This is a genomic window from Pseudomonas sp. AC070 (assembly GCF_979258635.1).
Genome location: NZ_OZ409871.1, coordinates 2,019,370 through 2,041,874, shown reverse-complemented (window position 1 = coordinate 2,041,874; position 22,505 = coordinate 2,019,370). Strand labels below are relative to the sequence as shown.

Sequence of the window (22,505 nt, the reverse complement as noted above, 5' to 3'; positions counted from 1 at the left end):
CTATTTTTTGGGGACCTGATTTGGCAGCCCCGTGACTTTCCCGCCCGGAATAAAGCGCCGATGAGTTACATTCCCTCCATCAACGATCCATTCAAATACCCCACTTACTCCGTTGTTGCTACCTTCAAGCTGTCTTAGCTCCGACAGCCTGACCACTTCGCCACCCGGACCTTTGGTTGGTATTTCAAATTTGACAGCGTTAACAGCATAGTTATCGATAATGTCGTTAAACCCATGCTGGCCATCGGCAGGTTTATTTGCGCTTCCTACTCTTGGTTTACCTAGAACCGGGTTTCCAGCAGCCGCCTTCTGAGTCGAATTCTCTGCCAACGCTTCAGCAAATTTTTTTTCAATGCTCTCCGCTGCTTCTTTCGAGACCTCACCAACAACCTTCGCAGTTTTGGCTTTCCCTCCGATCCCAGGATAAAAGATGTCTATCAGCCACTTCGAGACATTAAGCGAAGTCTCCTCCGCTGTCTCCGGAAGAAAGATCTCGTAGTGCAGATCTTCATCACTGCGCAACATATACGCAGCGAAGCGCAGAGACTCCGCGTCGAGTTTTAAAACAGCGGCTTCATCCTTCGAGGCGAGCGCGTCCAGAGCTGCGAGAACACTTGAAGGGTCAACGCCTTGGCCGCCATCCGGGCAACGCGCGTCAATTGCGCAGCGCCCTTTAGCATCTTCAATCGCCTTTTCAGCATTCTTTCGATGAAGCAGATAGTTATAGTTAGTCGCGTCCTTAGCAATCCCCGCCCCCTGCTGCAAATCTCCATCCACCGTGGCCGCAGCCGCAACGCCTACCAGCTGCGACGACATCAGCAGTAAATTCGGATCGTTCTGCACCAATTGATCAAGTTGAGCGACCAGCGCTTCGTTCGCGCCTGCGGCCAGGGCTCCAGTCTTGAAGTCGCCGCCCGCTGCTTTGTTGAGCATTCCGCCAACCATGGCGTGCAAAGCGATCTTCTGAGGACTTCCGTCTGCCCAGTTTTGATCTTTGGCGAAATCTCCAACGGCGCTGAAGGCCACTGCGTTTAAGGTGCTTAAGAGGGCGCCTTTGAGGGCATCGCCGTAATCGACGTCCCGACCTACGGCTTGGTTCAGCGCTGCGGTGGTTACACTCTGCAGCGTCTGATTTGCAGCAAAGCGGCCAACCCCACCGACCGTATTGAGGCTCGTCGTATTTATTTTGTCGATGTTCGGGTTGGTTTGGGTGCCTGTCAGCTTGTCGTACACCCCAGCAGTCAGCCCAGCTGCAACACCCGCTACCGCATAGTCTTTAAGGCTTTCCTTCGAGGTAACGTCTTTCGCCACCTGGCCCAGATCCCCGCGATTGTTGATGACGCTAACAGTCGCTTTGGTTGCCGCGCTTGTGGCAATTGCCGCACCGCCTGCGGCGAGCGTGGTTCCTGCGCCGGCAAGCGCGCCCAATGCGGCAGGACCTACCACGGCGGCCATGACAATAGCGATGATCAGTTGAGCGCCAGCACCAAGGCCGGAGTTTTGGTATTTGAACGACTCGTGGATTTCCTTAACACGACGCCAATCCACGTCACCGCGCGCTTCCGCCTCTTTGATCCAGGCAAGACTTGGGTCTGCCGCCACCATGGTGTCGATGGTCTGGCTGACGGTCTTTCTGTCGATATGCTTGATGTCGATGTTCAGCCCATCGACGGCCCGGATAACGACGTCTCCCTTGGCGACCATTGAGCTTTGGCGCAGGGTCTCATCGGTGTCGCCTTTACCCTTGGAGCTGGTCCAAGCCCAGTCGCTTTTGCTTTCCTCGTGGCTTTCCTGCTCCAGATCTTTAACGGCTTCGAAAGTAATCGCGCCGCCGCTGTCCAGTGTCAGGTCACCGCCACTTTGCAGGCTGGCTTTCTGGTAGAGCTGGTCGCCTTCGCTTACAAGACTCAAGTCGCCGCCGGTGACGATGGTGGTGCCGACGTTGCGCACGCTGGTGGTTTCGTCTTTTCGGCTTTCTTTGGCGCCCCACCCGCCTTTCTTCTTCATATCGAACAGGTGGTGGTCGCTGTTTTCTGCGCTCAGCAGCGCCAATTTGTCACCGGCATAGAGGAACGCCTCGTCGCCGGCTTTAAGCTCGCTCGCGCTTACGACAAGGTTGTTGCCCGCGTTGATGTTGAGGTCGCCGCCCGCTTCAATCACAGCCGCCTGTTGGCGTATGACGCTGTCCTGCGAGGTGACTTTTTTACCGCCACTCTTTCGATATGAGTCGCTCGTGCTTTCGTTGGCCGCGGCAGCAATCGTGATTTCGCCTGCTGCCGACAGATCAACGTCGCCTTTTGCCTTGACGCTGCTTGCCACTACAGCGAGGTCTCGCCCCGCCTCAGCCTTCAAATCCCCTCCCACCTCCACCACCGAACCAAACTGCTTCACCTGCTCGCGATTGCTATACCCCTTGCGATTGCGGTTGTTGGCGACGTCGGTCTCGCTCTGGCTAACGATCAGCAGATCGCGCCCGGCACTCAGGTCGGCGTTGCCGCCGGCCTTCAGGCTGCCGCCCTGGTTAACGATGTCGCGTCCTGCGGACAAGGTCAGTGCATTGCTGGCTTCGATGCCGGCGGCGTTGTCGACGAAGTCTTCGCGGCGTTCGAAGCCCTTTTGGGCGGATTGGTGGGTGGTGACGCTGCGTTCGTTGGTGATGTCGCCGGTGAGGGCGATGGCGCTGACGTTTTTGCCGGCGATGATGCCGCCCTGGGCGTTGCGAATGCTGTCGGTGGCGAGCAAGGACAGGCGTTCGTTGGTTTGCATCAGGCCGCTGTTGGCGATGCTGTTGGCGCTGACGTTTAGGGCATTAGTGGCGCGCAAGGTGCCGCTGTTGGTGAGGTCGCTGCCGGCGATCAGGGTGACGTCGCGGCCCTGGATCAGGGCGCCGGTGGGCGCTACGCGGTCGGTGGCCTGGGCGAGGTAGAGCACCGGTACCAGCACTTTCTGGCCGTTCACTTCTTGTTCTTGCATCCACACGATGTCGTGGGTGAGCGCGGCCACTTGCTCGGCGCTCAGGGCAATGCCGGGCACCAGGTTGAGCGCGGCTTTGCTGGCGATGGCGTTGTCCATAAGGTATTTGAATTGCGCTTCGTCGGAGGCCAGGCCGTCGAGGAAGCGTTTGCCGGTGCGCTGGACGATGGCTTGTTGCACCAGACGTTGTTCGTACAGGCCGTCGCCGAGGCGGCGCTGGGTCACGTCCTGGTTGTAGCCGATGACGTTGAGCAAATAGTCGGAGCTGAGAAAGCCACGCAGCGTGGCGAACGCCGGGTTGGTTTCGATCAGGTACGGGTGGCTGTTGTCGGTGTTGACGTGGAACAGGCCGTTTTGCCCTTGGGGCAAGGTGAAGGTGGGCAGCGTGACCGCTTGTTGGGTGGTGTCGGGCGGTAGCTGCGGGTTGATGCTGATGGCGGTGGCGAAGTTGCTGCCGGCGCTGCTGGTGTCGGCGGTGTTGCCACCGGCGACGTAGGCGAAGGTGGGGCGCACTACGCTGCTGTCGAAGTCGGCCTGGGCGGTGATGTCGACCGCTCCGGCTGTCTGGATGATGCCGGAGTAGCTGAGGTCGCCGCTGGGCATTGGAGTGATGACGCGGAAAGCCTCGTTCTCGCGTTCGGTACGGCCAATGAAGTGGGCGAGCGCGGCGATCAGGCTGTTGGAGTCGACGCTGCTCTTGTTCCAGTACGTGGCGGTGAATTGCTGGGCTTCGCGTTGCCAGCTGCCAATGTTGTCGGTGCGCTCGGATTTGAACACGCGATACGTGCGCACTTCGCCGGGTTCGATGCCGGTGTTTTGCAGGTTGGCCACGCGCACGGTGAGGTCGCTGCCTGCGCTGATGGAGCTGCTCTGGTTGGTGAGCGTGGTGCCGCGCAGGTTGAGCGTGCCGCCTGCGGTGAGAGACGACGCAGCGGTGCTGTCGGCGCTGACGGCGAGGCGGTCGAATTCTTCTATTTCCCACACACCATTGCGCTTGCCGTCACAGTCACTGGCGCCGTAGTAACGGCTGCACGGCAGCTCGGTAATGCGCGCGCTGTATTTGCTTTGCGTGGTTTTCAGTACGTCGCGGATGTTGCTGACGGTGGTGGCGTGGATGCTCAGGTTGCCGCTGCTTTCCAGAGTGCCGGAGCGGTTTTCCACCAGGGTGGCGGCATCGCCGGCGTCGTTGGCGGCGATGTCGAGGTTGCCGAGGCTGTATACGTTGGCCAACCGGTTAACGAAGCTCCCCGTACGCAACGCCATATCAGCGCCGCTGAAGATCAATCCGCCGTCGTTAAGCAAGCTGTCGGCTTCGATGCGCATGGTGGTGGCCGCGCCAAAGGTGCCGTAGTTGTTGAGGGTGCTGGCGCGTGCGAGCAGGCGTTGGGCGGCGGTGATGTTGCCGCGGTTGATGAGGGTGCCGCCGACGCTGAAGTCGACGTCGCCACCGGCTTTCCATTGTGCGTCTGCGCCGGTGTCGACGCTGGCGGCGACTACGGTCAGGTCGCCCTGGCTGAGCAGCGCGCCGTTGCCGCTGTAGGCGCCGGTGAGGGTGAGCCTGAGGGCGCCGTCGGTTTCGATGCTGCCGTCGTTCTGCCAGGTGTCGCCGGTGGCGGTGATGCTTTGTTTGGAGAGCAGCTTGCCGGTGGCGGTTTGGCTGAAGTTTCCGACGTTGAGGCTGATGCTGTTGGCTTGCAGCTGGCTGGTGTTGGTCCAGTTGGCGACGTTGAGGGTCAGCTCGCCGTTGGTGATAAAGCTGCCGCCTGCGTTGCCGACGTCGGCCAGCGCCAGGGCGAACTGGTTGCCGAGGTGGCGCACGGTGCCGAGCTCGTTGCTGAGGCTGGCGCTGGTGAGGCTGAGGGTGGCGTTGCCGACTTCGACCAAGCCGCCATCGTTGCTGAACAGCCCGCCTATTTCGAACGCGCTGGTGCCGCTGCTGCCGAGGGCACGCAGTTTGCCGCCGCTGTTGCTGACGCTGCCGGCTTTGAGCTGCAAGGCGGTGGCGGATTCGACCAGACCATCGGCGTTGTTGAGGTGGCCGCTGAGGTTCAGGTCGACGGTGTTGGCGCCAACGGTGCCGTCGCTGTTGTTGAAGCTGGCGGCGTTAACGGTGAGCTCGGTTTTGGCCAGCAGACTGCCGCCCTGGTTGCTGAGGGCGCCTGCGGTGACGGTGTGTTGGCCTTGGGTGGCGGCGATGCGGCCGGCGTTGTTGATGAGTGTTCCGGTGGCGGTGAGGTTGATGCTGTCGCCTTGCAGGTTGCCGGCGCTGTTGTCGGTATCGGTGGTGACAACGGTCAGCGTGTTGCCGTCGGCCTGTACGGTGCCACCCGCGTTGTTCAGCGTTTTGGCGGTGAGGGTCAGGCCATCGGCTTTGCTCAGCAGCAGGCCGTCGGCGCTGTTGTTGAGGGTGTCGGTCAGGGTGAGGCTCAGGGCTTTGTTGCTGGCGAGGGTGCCGGCGCGGTTGTCAAGGTTGTCGGCGGTGACGGTCAGGGTTTGTTGGCCGACGAGCGTGCCGCCACGGTTGTCGAGGGTGGTGGCGCTTACGCTGGCATCGCCCACGGCGAGGATGGTTTTGCCGGCGTTGTTCAGACGTTGCAGATCGGTGTTCAAGCGCCCTTGGGAGCTGACGCTGCCGTTGTTGTTTAGCGTGCCGCCTTGGATATCGAGCAGTGCGGCGCTGTTGCCGCTGCCGTCGGCTTTCACCCCGGCTTCGAGGCTGCCGTTGTTGGTGATGGCGGCGCTTGTGAGGCTCAGGTTGGCGCCGCTGGCGAGGCTGCTGGCGATGTCGATCTGGTCGGCGGTCAGCGTGGCGTTTTGCGTGGCGTACACGCTGTCGGTGAGCTCGATGTGCTTGGCGGTGGCGCTCACGCTGCCGGCACTGGCGACGCGCGCGACGGTGAGTTTGCCGTTGGCGTCGATTTGAATATCACCGCCGCTGGCGGCCATGTCGGCGGCGAGTTTTACGCCCACCCCGGCTTCGGTGCCGACCAGGCGGATGGCGCCTGCGTACATGCCGCCGAGCGCGGAGCTGTCGATGGCCAGTAGCGGCTTGGCGCTGCCGTCGTCAGCCTTGGCGGTGGCGGCCAAGGTGGTTCCATCCACCTCGTTGCGGCCGGCGATGATGTTTAGGCGCTGGGCTTGCAGCTCGGCGTTTAGTTTGGCGCTGCGGGTGATGAGGTCGAACTGGCTGATGTTCGAGGCATTAAGGCCGGCGCCCTCGATGTTGATTTCGCCGCCGTTGACGTCGAAGTGGTCGAGCTTGCCGTTGTCGATAACCGGCGTGCCGGTGGTGAGTGTGGCGCGCGGGGTGTTGATAAAGCCGCAGCCGTCGCAGGTGATGCCGTGAGGGTTGGCGACTACGACATGGGCGCCCTGCCCGGCCACTTCGGTGTAGCCCTTGAGCTGGCTCTGGTTGCCGCCGGTAACTTCGTTGAGGATCAGGTTCGCGGCACGACCGTTGAGGTTGCTGTTGCCGAGAATCACGCCGCCCAGTTGGGTTTCGTTGAACGCCGCGGTGCCGTTGTTGAGGATCAGGCCGTTCTGGCCGACGTTGTAGTCGGTAAATTTGTTGTGGGACAAACCGCTGCCGTTAGGCGTGGCGATGTTCACCACCGGCACGCCATTTTGCGCATTACCAAGGCTCGTGTTGCCGCCCGCCGCCGCGTCCACCGTCAGCTCTGCAGCGGTGCTGACAATAGGGTTTAGAAACATCACCCCCATCAGGATGCAGGCGATGTTTTGGAACAGCGGGCTACGAACGTCCATTTCGGTACTCTTTTATCGGTGTTTGAAGGGCGCTACCGGTGAAGGCGTTGCCTCACTTCCAAGGTGCGTAGGCGGCGCGCACAAGCGGGGTTTGCGGCGAGCGATCTGATGTCTAGTGTTGAAAATTAAAGGCCCCTCACCCCAGCCCTCTCCCGCAAGCGGGAGAGGGGGCAGACCGAGTCAGTCCCGGGCAATCGTCACCCCTCGCCCGCTTGCGGGAGAGGGGCTGGGGGTGAGGGGCTTTTAAACCAAACCATCCAATTACCGTCCGCGCATGGAGTTGCGGGGCGGTGTTTGCAGCACATAAACGGGTTAGTCGCTTTGGTACTTGGGCGAACGCGGGCCATACAGCAGGCCTGAGCCTTTGGCCGTGGAGAGCAGCCTGCCGCTGGTGGTGCCGGCGATGGGGTACGCCGCATCGTCCATGGAGCTGTTGATGATCTGCGTGACCGCAGCCGTCACCAGCATGCCAACCAGCCCGCCTCCGGAGTTGTTGTTACCTTCGTTGCTGGAGGCCGTGGCCGAACCGGTCCACAAGGTGGTGCCGGTTTTCAGGTCTACCAGCTTGGCGCTGGCGGTTACGGTGGTGGCACTGCTCAGAATCAGGTACTGGGTGCCGTACTGGCTCACGGTGATGTACAGGCCGGCATCGGCGCCGAAAATCTCGTGCAGTTTGGCGGGGGCCACTTGGTGGGCGTCGCTGGCGGTGCTCAGGCCGTTCTGGCGAAAGGTTTCATCGGCCAGCGCGACCGGCACCACGTAGTAACCGGCTTCGGCGAGCGGCACGGTGACTTGCGAGAGCATGCCGTAGGTGGCTTTCACGTCGGGCGATTCGTTTACCGGCGGCAGTACCAGAATGGAGCGCGGCCGCGCTTGTTTGTACGCCGAATAATCCAGGCTCTTGGGCGGTGCGACGCAGCCGCCCAACAGTGCCAGTGCCACAAGCCATGCACAGGTGCGGTAGTAGCGCGCCATTATTTAGCCTCCGGGGTTTTCTTCTTCATCAAGAAGTCCATGTACGGCGCCGACTCCGGGAACAATGCCTTCTCGTTCTCGAAGGAACGCATCGTCAGTTCCTCGTCACCCAGGCTGGAATACAGCAAGCCCATTTGCGCGTAAAAACCGGGCGGTATCGCGCCGTTTTTTGCCTGGATTTTCTGCAGATCGGCTTTCAATACGTCCAGCTGCGCTTCGGGCGAGCCACCGTTGAAATGCTCACGCAGTTGGGGTTGGTAGTTGCCCCACTGGTACAGCGCTGGCTGCTGCGCGCAACCGCCCAATGCCATGCTGCCGACCAGCAACATGGCGGCCATGCCCTGGCCTGAAAACATCAAATTCATTCCCTGCTTTCCCTGTTTTAAATGCTTCAGTTGCTCAGCGTTACGGCTTCCATGCGCCGCTATCGACTGCGCCTACGAGTTTGTCCACTGCTTCACGCATGGCCAGGTCGAGCACCTTGCCGTTCAACGTGGAGTCGTAGCTGGCGGTACCACCAAAGCCCACCACTTCGCGGTTGGAGAGCGAGTACTCGCCGGCGCCCTGGGCCGAATACACCACTTCGGAGGTGGAGATGTTGACGATGTTGAGCGCTACCTTGGCGTAGGCAACCTGGGTTTTGCCGCGGCCCAAAATGCCGAAGAGTTGGTGGTCGCCCACTTCCTTGCGACCAAACTCGGTGACATCGCCGGTTACTACGTAGTCGGCTCCGCTCAGGCGCTGAACCTGGCCTTTGATTTGGGCTTCCTGAAGGGTTTCGCCCATGTTGTCGCGGTCCAGCACCTTGAAGCGGTTGCTCTGTTGCAGGTGGGTGATAAGGATGGTTTTGGCTTGGCTGCCCAGGCGATCCACACCATCCGAGAACACGCCGCGCATGTAGCTCGAGCGGTTATCAAACTTGCCCACGGCAATCGGGCTACGGGTGCCGTTGTAGGCGGTGGTGGCACTGACTACTTGCTGCACAGGCACGCTGCGCGAGGACTCGGTGGCGCAGCCGGCCAGCCCCATTACCAACAGCGCCAGCAGCGCTGGAGAAGCCACGGTTTTATTCATCAACATGCGGTGAAACTCCCTGGGTAAACGGTTAGAAAAAAAGGTCGACGCGAAAATAGATGGGGTGCTCCTGGCGCTCGATGGCGTCGGGGCGTTCCAGCGAGCGGGCGAACGTTACGCTGGCCGCTACGTTGCGACCGCGCGTGCTGAACTCCACGGCGTTGCCGGACAGGCGCCCGTGCTGCGTGCCGTTGTGGCCGTTGCCGTGGATGACGCCGAGGTCGTAGGCCAGCGCCACGCCGTATTCCTGCAGCAATGGGCGCAGCGGTTCAAAGGCGATGGGGCGGCGCCAGCGCACCTGGTTGCGCCAGTAGGCGCCGCTGTCACCGGACAGTGATTGCTCCTTAAAGCCGCGCACCGAGCTGAGGCCGCCCAGGCTGATTCGCTGCGGGCTGAACAGCACGTCTTCACTGCGCTGACCGTTGACCAGGCTGTCGACGCTGAAGTTTTCATTCCACAGGGTGAAGGGCTGTAGGTAGCTCGCAGTGAGGCTGTATTTGTTGTAACGGGCCACCGGCTGGTTGTGGTGAGGGTTGCCTTCGGCCTGGGCATCGAATGCGCCGGTGCCTTGCTGCCAGCCGACGTCGAGGTTGACGAAGGCGTTGCCGATGCGGCGGCCGTGGTTGAAGCCGAGTTGGTTTTCGGTGAGGCGCTGGCTGGAGACGTCGATCAGGTTGTTGTTCAGGTAGTTGCGGGTTTGCAGATGGCTTACGCCGAAATTGGCGGCGGTCTTGCTCACGTCATCGCGGTGCAACACGCGTTCGGCGCGCAGACTGTGGGTTTTGCTGTCGCCGTCGGAGCCGAACACAAAGCCCGCGCCGGCGCTGCGGGTGCGGTAGTAGCTCTGGCTGTAGCTGTAATTGAACGACCACCAGCCGTACGGCACGTTGTAGCCGACGCTCTGGTTGGCGGAGTGTTTCCAGTGGTCGCTCACGGTGTCGCCACCGCCGCGCAGGCTCAGTTGGTCGGCAAGGCCCAGCGGGCTGTCCCAGGTAAAGCCGGCGCCCCACTGCTGTTCGCCGGTCGAGCTCTGGCCGTCGTTGTGGCGGTTGAGGTTGGCTTGCCACGGTTTGCCGCGCTCGCCTTGCAAGCGCACGCGGCTGCCGCCCACTTCGCTGCCGGGCACCAGTTCCATCTGCGCCGGGCGCGATGGCAGGCGATTGAGTTGGTCGACCAGTTGCTCCAGTTGGCGAAGGTCGAGCACCTCGCCCGGTGTGCCGGGAAACGCCATGTTCAGTTCACGCGGACTGGCGATAGCGGATGGCTCCAGCCCTTCGAGGCGACCTTCTACAACGAGTACCTCCAGCGTGCCATCGGCCAGGTCTTGCTGCGGCAGGTAGGCGCGCGAGGTGACGTAGCCGTGGTCGAGGTAGTACTGGGTGACGGTTTTCAGCAGCGCGTTGAGCTGTGTGCTGCCCAGGCATTGGGCTTCGTAGGGGCGCAGCAGTTCGGCCTGACGGCTGGGGGAAATCAGCGTGGCGCCTTGCAAGGTAATGCGGGTGATGGCGAAGCACTGCTCATCCGGGTTGATGGCCGGCGCCGTGGCCTCGGCGCTTTTGCCGGGCAGCTGTCGCAGGTCTTGCAGGCGCTGTTGCTGTTCTTGCAGCACACGTTCCTGACGGTCGCGGATCAGGTCGCGGTCGGCTGGCAGCTCGGCGAATGCGGTGGAGCAAACAGCTAACAAGGTGCACAGCAGCACCCTAAAACGTAGCGCGGGCATAAGCCTTCAATCCCTTGAAGATAAGGTTTGGAAAACGTGAAGGCGCGGATTAAACAGGACACGCAAAATTTTGGCGACGCTTTATTGACCGGATGGCCACTATTGCGACATCACTCACAAGTCGGATAGCGAAAGGCTTACATCGCGTAGGTGATTGGTACGGTAGTGCGGCGAGAAAGCGGTGCGGGACGGGAGTTTCAGCGGTTTTTGCTTTGTGAGCGCGTGTAGGCGAATTTGATCAAGGGCATCGCGGCTAAAGCCGCTCCTACAGGATTGTAGGTGGCCCGGGGGACGGGGTGCGACGCGGCCTTCAATACATTGGCTGAACGCTCTCAAGGGTGGATGATCCAACCTGCACAGCGGTTGGCATCTCTGCCCCGCGTATAAAGTTAAGGAGAACGTTATGCCTTGGTATGCCTGGCTGATTTTGGCGTTGGCGCTTGGCTCGATTGTCGGCGGTTTGATGATGTTGCGCGACACGGCGAAGAAGTTGCCCCTCACGGACGAGCAACTCAGAAAGGTCCATGAGCGCAATGCGGAAATGGACGCAAAAGAAGCGCAAGACCGCTAGTTCAAAGGCAGCGCCTCAGGCCAAACGCAACACCACGGCGCCCGCGACGATGATGCTGGCGCCAACGATGCGCGCGGGGCTGAGGCGTTCTTTTAGAAAGAGCCCGGCGATCAGCACGCCGAACAGGATCGAGATTTCGCGCAGCGCGGCGATCACGGCCATCGGCGCCTGTGTCATGGCCCATAGCGCCAGGCCGTACGAGGCCAAGGTGCCGACCGCGCCGATTACTCCCATCCGCCAGTATGTGGCCGCGTACCTCAACAAGGGGCGGCGCCGAACCCGCATTGCCCACGTCACCAGCACCACGCCCGTCAATAGAAACAGCCATAACGTGTATGCCACCGGGGCACCGGAACGCCGCACGCCAAGGCCGTCGACCAAGGTGTACGCGGCGATGACGCCGGCGTTGAGTAGCGCCAGCAGCAAGCCGAGCCGCTGGGTCGGCGTCTGCCGGCCGGCGTGCCGTGAGAAAGCCATGGCCAGGATGCCCAGGCAGATGAGCCCGATGCCCAGCAACGCCAGTGGCGGCAGCTGTTCTTGAAGGAATATGACGCTGACCAGCGCCACCAGCAACGGCGCGGTGCCCCGCATGATCGGGTAGGTCTGGCTCATGTCGGCCAGCTGATACACCCGCGCGACCAGCACGAAATACAGCACCTGCAAGCCTACCGAGGCGCCAAGAAACGGCCAGCTCGCCGCGGCCGGTTGCACCAGCCAGGGCAGCAGCACCAGCGCCATCAGCGCGCCGCAGCCGGTGAGCAATACGGTGCTCAGCAGTTTGTCGGTACCGCCTTTGACGATGGCATTCCAACTGGCGTGCAGCAGCGCCGCGAGCAGTACCACCAGATAAACCGACACGCGTGCTCCTTAACGGCGTAGTGCTAGCGCCTCAATGGGGCTTTTTCAGCAACGTGGCGACGGCTTCGAGCAGCGTGTCCATGGCCACCGGTTTTTGCAGGTGCAAGTTGAAGCCGGCCGCCACCGCATCGTCCACGTCCTGCTTGGTGCTATATCCCGATAACGCAACGGCGGGCGTGTGCGGGTTGGCGCTGTCGTGGCGGATGGCGCGCATCATTTGGTGGCCGTCGAGCAGGGGCATGCCGATGTCCGAGAGAATCAGGTCGTAGCGGTTGTCTTTGGCCAACGTCAGGCCACGCTCGCCATTCTCGGCGGTGGTCACGGTGGCGTCTTCGCCTTCTAACAGCATTTCCATGACGTTGAGAATATCGGGCGAGTCGTCGACCACCAATACCTGCACGCCACTCAGGCTGCCCGCTGCGGCGACGGCCTCGATGCCGGTTTTAAGTTGCAGCTCGGTTTGCAGGCAGATGGGCAGCCACAGGCTGAAACGCGCGCCCCGCCCTCGCCCTTCGGAGAACGCTTCAATGCGCCCGCCGTGGGCTTCGACCAGCTGATGCACCAGCGCCAGGCCAATGCCCAGGCCGTTCTTGGAGCGGTGCACGTGTTGCATATCGGCCTGGCCGAACAGGTCGAACACCTTGCCGAGAAAATCCGGGTCGATGCCTTGGCCGGTGTCGACCACATCGAGCCGGGCGGCGTCGCCATCACGGCTCACGGCCAGACTCACGCGCCCGCCAGCCGGGGTGAATTTCAGGGCGTTGTTGAGCAGGTTCCAGATCATTTGCTCAAGCCGCGTGTTGTCGGCGTTGACGAACAGATGCTCGCCCTCGTCGCGGTACGTGAGCTCGATGTGGTCACCTTCGGCGATGGGCTTGAACATGTCGAAGGTGTTGCGCACGGAGTCGCTGAAGTCGCGCACGGCCATGCTCAGGTTGAGCTTGCCGGTGCGCACGCGGGAGACGTCCATCAGGTCGTCGATAATCCGCGATTGGTTGCGCACGGCGGCCTGAATGGCATCGCCAGCCCGGTTAAGCGGCGGCGAGGCTTTGAACAATGGCGTGCGGGTCATCACGTCCATGTTCAGTTGAATCAAGTTCAGCGGGTGTTTGAGTTCGTGGGACAGCACGGCAAAAAACTCGTCTTTACGCTCGTTGCTAGCCTGGGCGGTGAACAGCAGGTTTTCGCTTTCGTCGGCGCGGCGTTGCTGCTCGGTGAGGTCGTGCGCCACCAGCGCAAAACCATGCAACGTGCTGTTGAACATCGGCTGCAGCAGGCAATGGCTGGGAACGTGGGTGCCGTTGCTGCAAACGAAACTACGCGCTTCGCTGAGTTGGCCTTCACGCTCGGCGCGTTGGCGGTCGCGCTCCGGCAAGCCCTGAGCGCGGTCTTCTTGCCGGTAAAGCAAGTCAAGCGACTTGCCGATCACCGAGCTGGCTAGGTGGCCGAACAGCAATTCAGCCCCGCCATTCCATGAAGTGATGATGCCAGCGCAGTCCATCGTGACGATTGCGTAGGCCTTGATGCTCTGGGCCAACAATTTGGTGTGGGCTTCGCCGGCGCGCATTTTTTCTTCGGCGAAGCGTCGGCTGGTGATGTCGATAAAGGTCAGCACCGAGCCTTGAATGCGGTCGTCGGTGGTGCGGTACGGCAGAAACCGCGCCAGGTACCAGCGGCCATCGGCGCTGGTGACTTCCCGTTCGATCAGTCGCAGTTCTTCAAAGGCGCGCGTGGCATCGCTGATCAGGTCGGGGTAATCGAGGCGGTGGGTGATGTCGAGTATCGAGCGACCGGCGTCATTGCGAATGACGTTGAAGATGTCGCCGGTGCGCGGGGTAAACCATTTGATGCGCATCTGCCGGTCGACAAACAGCGTCGCGATATCGGTGGAGGAAATCAGGTTTTGCAGGTCGTCGGTGATCTTGCTGGCTTCGTCAACTTTGACCTTCAGCTCGGCGTTCACCGTCACCAATTCTTCGTTGATCGACTGCAGCTCTTCCTTGCTCGTTTCCAGCTCTTCGGTGGCCGAGCGCAGTTCTTCGTTGATGGCCTGCAGTTCTTCGTTCGAGGCGCGCAGTTCTTCGGTGGAAGCATCGGAATGCTCCATAGTTTGTTGCAGTTGTTCTTTGGTTTGTTGCAGCTCGGCTTCCAGATGAGTCAGCACGGAATCTTTGCTGGCACCACGTTGCAGCGGGCCCGGATCGAGACTGTCATCAACCTTGTCGAACAGCACCAGCACGTAGTCGCTGGCCGACTCGGTATCGCGGAACGGCTTGACCACCATGTTCACGTAACTGGCGCTGCCGCCCTGCTCCAGCTTCACGCGGCGGGCGTCCACGCTCTTGCCGGTCTTGATCGCCTGATACAGCGCGGTGCGCAGTTCCAGGCGCAGTTCCGGGTGCACGACCGCAGGCAAGTTGAGCGTTGGCTCGCCACCGATGTAGCGCAAGAATTCGCCGGCCCGGGCCGACATATGCACGATGTCGGAATCGAAATTGACGATCACGCTCGGCGGCGCGTACTGCTCCAGCACACGCTGGTGCACATCGGCAAACGAGGGTTTGCGCTGCGGCACATTCAGCCCTCGCGGCACGGGCATCGGCAACGGGCCGGAGAACGTGCTGATGGGCATGCTCGGCCGTTTGTGCGAAGAATTTTTAGCGCGGTAAATGCGATTTTTCTTGTCCACCACAGCGAACAAATTTGGGCACGCATCAGCCGTTTCCGAGCTGCCAAGAAACAGCAGGCCGCCTGGGTTCAGGGCGAAGTGGAACATGCGCAGCACTTCGGCCTGAATGTCGCGGTCGAGGTAAATGAGCAGGTTGCGGCACGAGATCATGTCCAGCCGCGAGAACGGCGGGTCGCGCAGAATATTGTGGGTGGCGAACAGGATTTTCTCGCGCACCTCTTTCTTCACCCGGTAGTAAGCCGCTTCCTTGGTGAAGAATTGGCGCAGGCGCGTGGGGCTGACGTCGGTGAGAATCGATTCCGGGTACAGACTGGAGCGGGCAATGGCCAGGGCGCTGTCGTCAATGTCGGTGGCAAACACATGCAGCTCGGCGTTGCTCATGGTTTGCTCGGCGTGCTCGCTGAGCAGCATGCACAACGAATACGCCTCTTCGCCGGTGGAACAGGCCACGGACCACACGCGAATCTGCGCGTCGCCGTCGCCGTCGATGGGTTTGTCGAACAGCGCGGGGATCACCTCGCGCTCCAGCGCTTCGAACGCTTCCACGTCGCGAAAGAAGTTGGTCACGCCGATCAACATGTCATCCAGCAGCGCCGGGGTTTCTTCCATGTGCTCGTTAAGCAGCGTGGCGTAGGCCGGCATATCGCTGATGCCGTTGACCTGCATGCGCCGCTCGATTCGACGCAACACGGTGGCTTGTTTGTAGTGCTTGAAATCGTGACCAGTGCGCGCTCGCAGCAGGCTGAGGATGTCGCGAAGGGCAATTTCGCTAGATTTGGCCAGTTGCGCGTCCGGCTCCTTGCGCACCTCGTCCGGGGCCTGCGCGAGGGGAATATGCAATTCCTGGATGTTGGCGCTCAGGTGTACCAGGCGCGCCGCCAATTCGGCTACCGGCAGCACGATATCGACGACACCCGACTCAATGGCGCTGCGCGGCATCGACGCGAACTCGGCTTCGTCGGGGGACTGCGCCAGGGTGATGCCGCCCTTCTCCTTGATGCGCGCCAGCCCCACGGCGCCGTCTGCGCCGGAGCCGGAGAGCACCATGGCAATGGCGTGGGTTTGATGCACTTCAGCCAAGGCGCGGAAAAACAGGTCAATGGTGACGTGCATGCCACGGGTGCGTTGCGGCGTGGCCAGGCGCAGATAGCCGTCGTTCATCGACAGGTCCATGCCAGGCGGAATCACGTACACCGTGTTGGCCTCGATGGCGATGGCCTCGGCCACTTCATGCACCGGCATGGCCGTGGCTTTTTGCAGAATGTAGGCGAGCTGGCTTTCGTGTTCAGGCGACAGGTGCATGACCACCACAAAGGCCATACCGCAGTCGCTGGGCATTTGCTCGAAGAACTTAATGAGCGCCTGCAGACCACCTGCCGAGGCACCAATGCCTACAACCGGAAACGTGAGATGGCTGCGCGTCAATGACGGCGAATCCGAATCGCGCGGTTCTGGGGTGTCGCTCATGAAGACCTCAGGCAGTGAGGCGGGCGACGGGAAAAGTTCCTGATCGACGGCCTTGTGATCGGTGGAAAGCAAAAAATAACGCGCAGCAGGCAAACGGCTGGGCACAGAGTTTAAAGCGCAAAGACGCCTCTATGGCAGGCCTTTTTAATAGGGCTGCCCGTGGCCGGAAAGTTCAAGGGGAATACGGCACGGCGCAAGGCTGGAGCGGCTTATGCAAGCCGGCGAATCGTCTGGGTAATGGCAGTGCACGCGCGCTTATCCCACCGAGTACAACGCCAGGCTTTGCTTGAGCAATTGCGGCTGTAACAGGCGGATGTCGGATTCGATTTCATCGATGATCCGTTCGATGTCATCGCGGTGCAGGCTGGCACTGCAGGCGATGCCGGCGATGGACAGCAGCGTGGCGCCGCTGTCGGGTTGGTAGATACGCACCAGCATCGAATGGGTGCTGTCCATGCTGGCTTCCAGGCCAAGGGGTGCGAAATGCTCCTGAAGCAACACACAGGCGGCGGGAAAGGATCGTTTCACGGCCAAACCTCGCGGGTTTCGCAAAAGGTGCAGATCAGCCTAGGCGAGGTTCAGCCGCCCTGCCCCGCATTTGGTCTGATAGCACGGCAGTGCCATGGCGATTGCTCGCCTGGACACTTTCTCTCTGCGCTACAGGAGCCAGCTTGCTGGCGAATTTCGCTCGCACGGGAAAGAACTTCGTTTCCAGGGTTCGCCAGCAAGCTGGCGCCTACGGAGGAGCCGGCAACGTCGTTTTGATAGCGCCATTCAATCAACCTGATAGCAAGATTCCCTGAACCTCTGCGTACCGCCGGCTCTCGATAACCCATAAGCCCACCGTGGGGCTTAAACGGATTTCAGCGAGGAACCCGCCGTAACGGTCGCTCGCGCCCTAAGGACCTACCTGATCAGGAGCATCTAATGGCTACGCCGAAAAACCCCGCCGCCGGAAAACCTTCCGCCAAACAAGCCAAGCAGCCACAACCACCGGCCACCGCCGGCCAACCCGCCAGCGCCACACCGGCGCAAGCCGCTCAGGCCGAGGCGGTGCAACAAACGGTCGCCGCCTGCCCGTTCAATGCCAACAAAGCCAAGGAATACGGCGCTGCCTCCACCCGGCCAAGCCCAGGTGAAACGGTCGCCGCGCCACCGGTGGTCGGCGCCAGCACCTTGAGTGAAGACAATATCAACGAGAAGATCGGCGCCGCGCAGCCGGGCTTCAATGCCAATAGTGGCGAGCTGCCTCGGGTGCAAGCAGACAGCGCTGGCCAAGGGTTGACCACCAACCAGGGCGTACCGGTGGGCGATAACCAAAGCTCGCTGAAAGCCGGCCTGCGTGGCCCGGCGCTGCTGAAAGATTTCATCCTGCGCGAGAAAATCACCCACTTCGACCACGAGCGCATTCCAGAGCGCATCGTGCATGCCCGTGGCTCAGCGGCTCACGGTTTCTTCGAAGCCTACGAAGACCTCAGCGACATCACCCGCGCTGCGCCATTCGCCGCAGCCGGCAAGCAAACGCCGGTGTTTGTGCGCTTCTCCACCGTAGCCGGTGAACGTGGCTCGAAAGATACCGCTCGCGATGCCCGTGGTTTCGCCGTGAAGTTCTACACCGACCAGGGCAACTGGGATCTGGTGGGCAACAACATTCCAGTGTTCTTCATTCAGGACGCCATGAAATTCCCCGACCTGGTGCATGCGGTAAAACCCGAACCGCACCACGGCATGCCGCAAGCGGCGTCGGCGCACGACACCTTCTGGGACTTCATCTCGCTGTCGCCAGAAGCGGCTCACATGATCATGTGGGTGATGTCTGACCGTGGCATTCCGCGTAGCTACCGGATGATGCAAGGCTTCGGGGTAAACACCTTCCGCTTCGTCAATGCGCGCGGTGAATCGCACTTCGTGAAGTTCCACTGGAGCCCACTGCTCGGCACGCACTCGCAGGTGTGGGACGAAGCGGTGAAGGTCTCCGGCGCCGACCCGGATTACCACCGCCGCGACCTGTGGGAAGCCATCGAGGCCGGCGCTTATCCCGAGTGGGAACTGGGTGTGCAGGTGGTCAGCGAAGCCGAGGCCGAGGCCTTCAGTTTCGACATTCTCGACCCGACCAAACTGATTCCCGAAGAATTGGTGCCGTTGCGGCCGGTGGGGCGCATGGTGCTCAATCGCAACCCGGACAATTTCTTTGCCGAAACCGAGCAGGTGGCGTTCTGCGCCGCCCACGTGATTCCGGGTATCGACTTCAGTAACGACCCGTTGCTGGCTGGCCGAATTCACTCGTACGTCGACACGCAAATCAGTCGCCTGGGCGGCGCCAACTTTCACGAAATTCCAATCAACTCGCCGCTGGCGCCCGTGCACAACAACCAGCGCGATGGTATGCATCGGCAAACCATCAACCGTGGCCGTGTGGCGTATGAGCCGAACTCCCTGGCCGGCGGCTGCCCGTTCCAGACCGGCGAAATGGGTTTTGTACCCTTCCCCGAGCCGGTGCAAGGCGACGAGGTGCGTGGCAAGCCGGAGAAATTCGCTGAGCACTACAACCAGGCCACGCTGTTCTTCAACAGCCAGGCGCCGTTCGAACAGCAGCACATCATTGACGCGCTGCGTTTCGAACTGAGCAAAGTGACCGTGCCGGCCGTGCGCACGCGCATGTTGGCGCAGCTGCGCAACATCTCGGAAAAACTGGCCCAAGGTGTCGCTGATGGGCTGGGCGCGCCACTGCCGGAACCGTTGCCGAAAGCGCTGGTAACGCCGGTGAAACCCGAGGTTGAACTGTCGCCGGCATTGTCGTTGTTGGCGCGGCCGGGGGACGGCAGCATCAAGACGCGGCAGATCGCCATTCTGGTAGCCAACGGCATTGATGAGGCCAGCGTGAAAACTGTCGCCGATGGCTTGATTGCCGAAGACGCGGTAGTGCGTTTGGTAGGCCCGCGGGTGGGTGCGTTCACAGGCGCGGCAGGCGGCGAAGTGGTGGCCGATGCGTCGCTAGAGAATCAACCCTCGCCGTTGTTCGATGCGGTGTATGTGCCCAATGGCCAAGCGGCCATTGAAGCGCTGAAAGCAGACGGCCGCGCATTGGAGTTTTTGCGCGACGCTTTCCGCCATGGCAAAACCATCGCCAGCGCAGGCGGCGGCAGTGCCTTGCTGCAACAGGCGAATATCGATATCGGCAGCAGTGTGCCGGGCGTAATCGTGGCGAAGGCGGCCGATAAAGGCTTGGTGAAATCGTTCGTGGAAGCGGTGGCTAAACACCGCCATCCAGAACGCGAAACCAATCCGCCGAAGGTGTAACCAGCAGCGGTGCAGGGCGGCTGACGACGGTGTTCGTCAGCCGCCCTGCCCTGGCGTTAGAAGAGATACCGCGCACCCAGATTGACTGCCCAGGGTTGGTCCACCTGACGGCCTTGCGCATGTTCGACATCCAGAGAAATCTTGGTTGCCTGACTCACCTGCAACACCCCGCCAAAGCCGACTTCGACGCGAGCATCAGCCACCTTGTTGCCCAAGGTGTAGCCGTTGACTTCAACCGAACTTTCACCGGCGAACTCGTGCACATACGAGGCTTTCACGTAAGGCTGAAACGCCAGGCCATTGGACCGCGTGTGCGTTCTGCCCAGCAATGCCCCAACCCGGCCTTGCAACGAGCTGGCGTCGCCAGGTGCCACATGCAGTCCGTTACTTGCGGTGTAACGCTCGGCGCCTATGTGGGTGTAGGTCAGCTCCACCTGCGGCTCGATAAACCAGTTGTGCTGTAAGGAAATCTGCCGGCCAAATTCGATATCGGCGGCGTACCCGCTGGCGCGATAACTGCCTTTGATGCGTTTGCCCGTATTGGCCTGGGTTTTAACTTCGTTCTCCATCCAGTTGTACTTCGCCACGCTGTCGAGGTAATAGCCGCGTTCGTCCATCCACGTTGCGTACACGCCGAGCAGACGGCTATTGATTTCGCCGTTCGCGCCTGCGCCGAAATGCTGCGTTGATGTCGCCGCGCCGACTATGGCGCCGAGGTACAGTTTGGCGCCTGGCATGTCGATGGCCTGGTCGGCCCCCACTTCCACTCCACGCACTTGCTGGGTGAATGCGCGGCTGTGGCCATTGGCGACGTTGAAGGTCTTGCCAATGCCTCGCGTCCACACGCCACCTCGGTCATCGCCCATGCGCAACTCACCCAGGCGTTTGACTAGCGCATTCATTTCCGCGCCCCAGAGCACGGCAGCCGCCACCTGATTGCCCAGCGCCACATTGCTGCCGTCGGAGATACTGTCGACGGCGTTAATCGAGGTGTTGCGCAGCAGCCAGTCGTCGCCTTCCTGCTCCAGGGTGTAGCGGAACGCGCCGGCATCCACATACGGCCGACCTGCCAGGGCAAACTGCCCCGCGCCTCCGTTGCCGTCCACCACCAACAGTTCGCCGTTGGCAGCGCCCGGCTCACGCCCGGAGTCGGCGATCATTAACGTCTGGTTGTCCTGCACGGCGCCGAGCACCTTGAGCAGATCACCGCGTTCGGCGGCCAAATCGGTGTTGAGGGCGAAAATTCCTGAGCCGGTGAGATCACCCTCAACGGTCAGCGTTTTGAAGGTCGTGCCAGGTTGAAACGCCACGGTGCCGCTGTTATGCAAGTTGACGAGCGTGGAGTCGCCGGTGACGTTCCAGCGACTGGTGTCCAGCACATCGAGGCGATCAAGGTGCTGGACAGCGCCGGTGAGTGTCGAGTTATCCAGATTCAGCTCGGAATCTCCGGTGCTGGCGCCAGCCACCTGGACGTCGCCTGTCAGCACGCTGTTCTGCGCCAATACCCGCACGGCGCCATGGGCAACGCTGGCGCCGTTGACCAGGTTCTCACTGATGTCGAGCAGTCGCTGCCCGCTGACGGTGGTGTTGCTCAGTGTCACGTCGAGTTTCCCGCCAATTACGGCGATGGCCGAACCTTGCGCAGCGGTCAGGCTGCCGCCCTCGACCGTCGCTTGGTTCAACTGGTCATCGGCGGTGCCTATGGAGCCCAGCGCAATGCTGTCCACGCCGGCTGCACTTGCCCGAACATTTTCCAGCGTTAGCGTAGCGCCTCGGTTCATTAGGGCGGCGGCCGCGCCGTCACCCTGGGCTGTCACGTCCATGTCGGTGGCGGCAATGCGCGAATCTATCGCCGCCATCAAGCCGACCCCGCCATTGCGGGTATTAACCGTGCCCCTGTTGAGCGTGACCATGCCGCCCGATACGGCAAACGCTCCAACACCGGCGTCATCAAGGGAAATGGCGATACCGGTGGCATCGATTCTGGCGGTATCGCCTTGGCTATATAGCCCATGGGCTTGCTCGCCCAAGGTCGTGATGGTTACGTTGCGCAAGGTCGCCGTGCCGCCTTGGCTGGAGACTCCGACCGCGCCATTGCCCTCGGTGCGAATGATCACGTCCTCGAGATTGGCCGTGGTATCTACGCTGGCTAACCACACACCGTGGGCGTCTTCACCCAAGGTGTTGATCTGGCTGCCGCTGACTTGAACCGTGGCGTCGGAATTAACATTGATGCCGATCGAAAAATCCCCACGTGTGGTTACGCGGCTATCGACGATGTTGGCGGTTGCCGGCATCGCAGCACTCGTGCCCATGAGCATCAGGGCATGGGCTTCGATACCTGAGGTTTCGACTGCGCTTTGGGTCAGCGCCACCCCTGCGTTGTCGAAAACGCCTAAACCAATGGCCGACCCACCGGCCGTAGAGACCGTTACGTTTTCCAGCTCCACCCGGGAAGCCGTATCGCTAAACACGCCGTAGCCCATGGTCTTGCTGGTAAAAACGCTGCCGTTGTTCAGCGAGATGCGTGCGCGGTCCGTCGCCGACACGCCGATAGCGCTTGAGCCTTCCGCGCTGATCTGCACTTGTATGAGGTCGATGCGCCCGCCGTTGCTGGCTTCTACCGCTGAGGCAGTGGAGCCGGTAGTGCGCAAAGTGAGGCTGCTGCCAGTCAGCGTGCCCTCTGACTTGAGGGCCGCAGAAGCATGGCCGCGCGTTGTGATGCTTGAGTGGGTGACCTCCACCACGTCGCCGGCATTGACCGAGACTCCCGGTGATTGGCCGGCACTGGTATCGATGGTTTGCCCGGTGATAACGGTGGGCGCCGCGACGGCATACGTTTGCATAACCGTCAGATTGATCAATGCCGCCAGCAATAGCTGGCGCCCCGGCGGTCGCCCCTTTTGGCATGAAAGGGTTCGGGGCATATCTAGTGGGTTCATCGTTCAGACTCCGGCGATTTTGATTGCCGGCAGTCTTCTTAGTCAGGGACACGCGACGCCATGGGAGCATTCGGTTATTGGCCCAGGAACGTTCTGAAGCTTTACAACCAACCCTTTTCCAAGCCGCTAGTGCACCACCTGCCAGCGCACCCTTCAGCGGTGCGTACGGGT

Annotated in this window: 11 protein-coding genes; 2 read left to right on the top strand and 9 right to left on the bottom strand. The window is 61.3% G+C overall.

Going from position 1 to position 22,505, the window contains the following annotated elements; genetic code table 11:
• From ACZZ0Q_RS09265 to ACZZ0Q_RS09245, 5 genes are all read right to left on the bottom strand, one after another.
• A complete protein-coding gene (locus ACZZ0Q_RS09265) occupies positions 1–6,738 on the bottom strand; it encodes a two-partner secretion domain-containing protein (protein WP_463560495.1) in 6,738 nt (2,245 codons plus the stop codon).
• 312 nt (positions 6,739–7,050) lie between these two features.
• A complete protein-coding gene (locus tag ACZZ0Q_RS09260; RefSeq protein WP_463539235.1) occupies positions 7,051–7,713 on the bottom strand; it encodes a DUF799 domain-containing protein in 663 nt (220 codons plus the stop codon).
• On the bottom strand, positions 7,713–8,078 hold the full coding sequence (locus tag ACZZ0Q_RS09255; RefSeq protein WP_463539236.1) for a DUF4810 domain-containing protein: 366 nt from the start codon (positions 8,076–8,078) through the stop codon (positions 7,713–7,715). The genes ACZZ0Q_RS09260 and ACZZ0Q_RS09255 overlap by 1 nt, the downstream gene beginning before the upstream one ends.
• Positions 8,079–8,118: 40 nt before the next feature.
• Entirely contained in the window at positions 8,119–8,787 is a 669-nt protein-coding gene (locus ACZZ0Q_RS09250; protein WP_463542205.1) for a CsgG/HfaB family protein, read from the bottom strand.
• 31 nt (positions 8,788–8,818) lie between these two features.
• On the bottom strand, positions 8,819–10,507 hold the full coding sequence (locus tag ACZZ0Q_RS09245; RefSeq protein WP_463560493.1) for a ShlB/FhaC/HecB family hemolysin secretion/activation protein: 1,689 nt from the start codon (positions 10,505–10,507) through the stop codon (positions 8,819–8,821).
• A 403-nt stretch (positions 10,508–10,910) separates the two neighbouring features.
• Here ACZZ0Q_RS09245 and ACZZ0Q_RS09240 point away from each other — a divergent pair, with 403 nt between their 5' ends.
• Positions 10,911–11,078 (top strand): DUF2897 family protein, encoded by a 168-nt coding sequence (locus ACZZ0Q_RS09240; RefSeq protein WP_122450515.1) that lies wholly within the window; start codon positions 10,911–10,913, stop codon positions 11,076–11,078.
• 15 nt (positions 11,079–11,093) lie between these two features.
• Here ACZZ0Q_RS09240 and ACZZ0Q_RS09235 read toward each other — a convergent pair whose 3' ends face one another.
• From ACZZ0Q_RS09235 to ACZZ0Q_RS09225, 3 genes are all read right to left on the bottom strand, one after another.
• Entirely contained in the window at positions 11,094–11,936 is an 843-nt protein-coding gene (locus ACZZ0Q_RS09235; protein WP_463539237.1) for an EamA family transporter, read from the bottom strand.
• Positions 11,937–11,967: 31 nt separating this feature from the next.
• On the bottom strand, positions 11,968–16,092 hold the full coding sequence (locus ACZZ0Q_RS09230; RefSeq protein WP_463539238.1) for a chemotaxis protein CheB: 4,125 nt from the start codon (positions 16,090–16,092) through the stop codon (positions 11,968–11,970).
• Positions 16,093–16,347: 255 nt separating this feature from the next.
• Positions 16,348–16,620 carry a DUF1652 domain-containing protein gene (locus ACZZ0Q_RS09225; protein WP_463539239.1) on the bottom strand — a complete coding sequence of 91 codons (273 nt, stop codon included), beginning with the start codon at positions 16,618–16,620 and terminating at the stop codon, positions 16,348–16,350.
• Positions 16,621–17,019: 399 nt separating this feature from the next.
• Between ACZZ0Q_RS09225 and ACZZ0Q_RS09220 the strand changes: the two genes are divergently transcribed.
• Entirely contained in the window at positions 17,020–19,392 is a 2,373-nt protein-coding gene (locus tag ACZZ0Q_RS09220) for a catalase (RefSeq protein ID WP_463539240.1), read from the top strand.
• A 56-nt stretch (positions 19,393–19,448) separates the two neighbouring features.
• Here the strand turns inward: ACZZ0Q_RS09220 and ACZZ0Q_RS09215 are convergent, their stop codons facing one another.
• Complete coding sequence (locus ACZZ0Q_RS09215; protein ID WP_463539241.1) at positions 19,449–22,238, bottom strand: autotransporter outer membrane beta-barrel domain-containing protein; 2,790 nt, start codon at positions 22,236–22,238, stop codon at positions 19,449–19,451.
• Positions 22,239–22,505 lie beyond the last annotated feature (267 nt).

Bases quoted from the DNA above. Each gene is read 5' to 3' on its own strand.
- ACZZ0Q_RS09265 (WP_463560495.1), bottom strand. From the start codon at position 6,738: ATGGACGTTCGTAGCCCGCTGTTCCAAAACATCGCCTGCATCCTGATG.
- ACZZ0Q_RS09260 (WP_463539235.1), bottom strand. From the start codon at position 7,713: ATGGCGCGCTACTACCGCACCTGTGCATGGCTTGTGGCACTGGCACTG.
- ACZZ0Q_RS09230 (WP_463539238.1), bottom strand. From the start codon at position 16,092: ATGAGCGACACCCCAGAACCGCGCGATTCGGATTCGCCGTCATTGACG.
- ACZZ0Q_RS09250 (WP_463542205.1), bottom strand. From the start codon at position 8,787: ATGAATAAAACCGTGGCTTCTCCAGCGCTGCTGGCGCTGTTGGTAATG.
- ACZZ0Q_RS09255 (WP_463539236.1), bottom strand. From the start codon at position 8,078: ATGAATTTGATGTTTTCAGGCCAGGGCATGGCCGCCATGTTGCTGGTC.
- ACZZ0Q_RS09245 (WP_463560493.1), bottom strand. From the start codon at position 10,507: ATGCCCGCGCTACGTTTTAGGGTGCTGCTGTGCACCTTGTTAGCTGTT.
- ACZZ0Q_RS09240 (WP_122450515.1), top strand. From the start codon at position 10,911: ATGCCTTGGTATGCCTGGCTGATTTTGGCGTTGGCGCTTGGCTCGATT.
- ACZZ0Q_RS09220 (WP_463539240.1), top strand. From the start codon at position 17,020: ATGGCTACGCCGAAAAACCCCGCCGCCGGAAAACCTTCCGCCAAACAA.
- ACZZ0Q_RS09215 (WP_463539241.1), bottom strand. From the start codon at position 22,238: ATGCAAACGTATGCCGTCGCGGCGCCCACCGTTATCACCGGGCAAACC.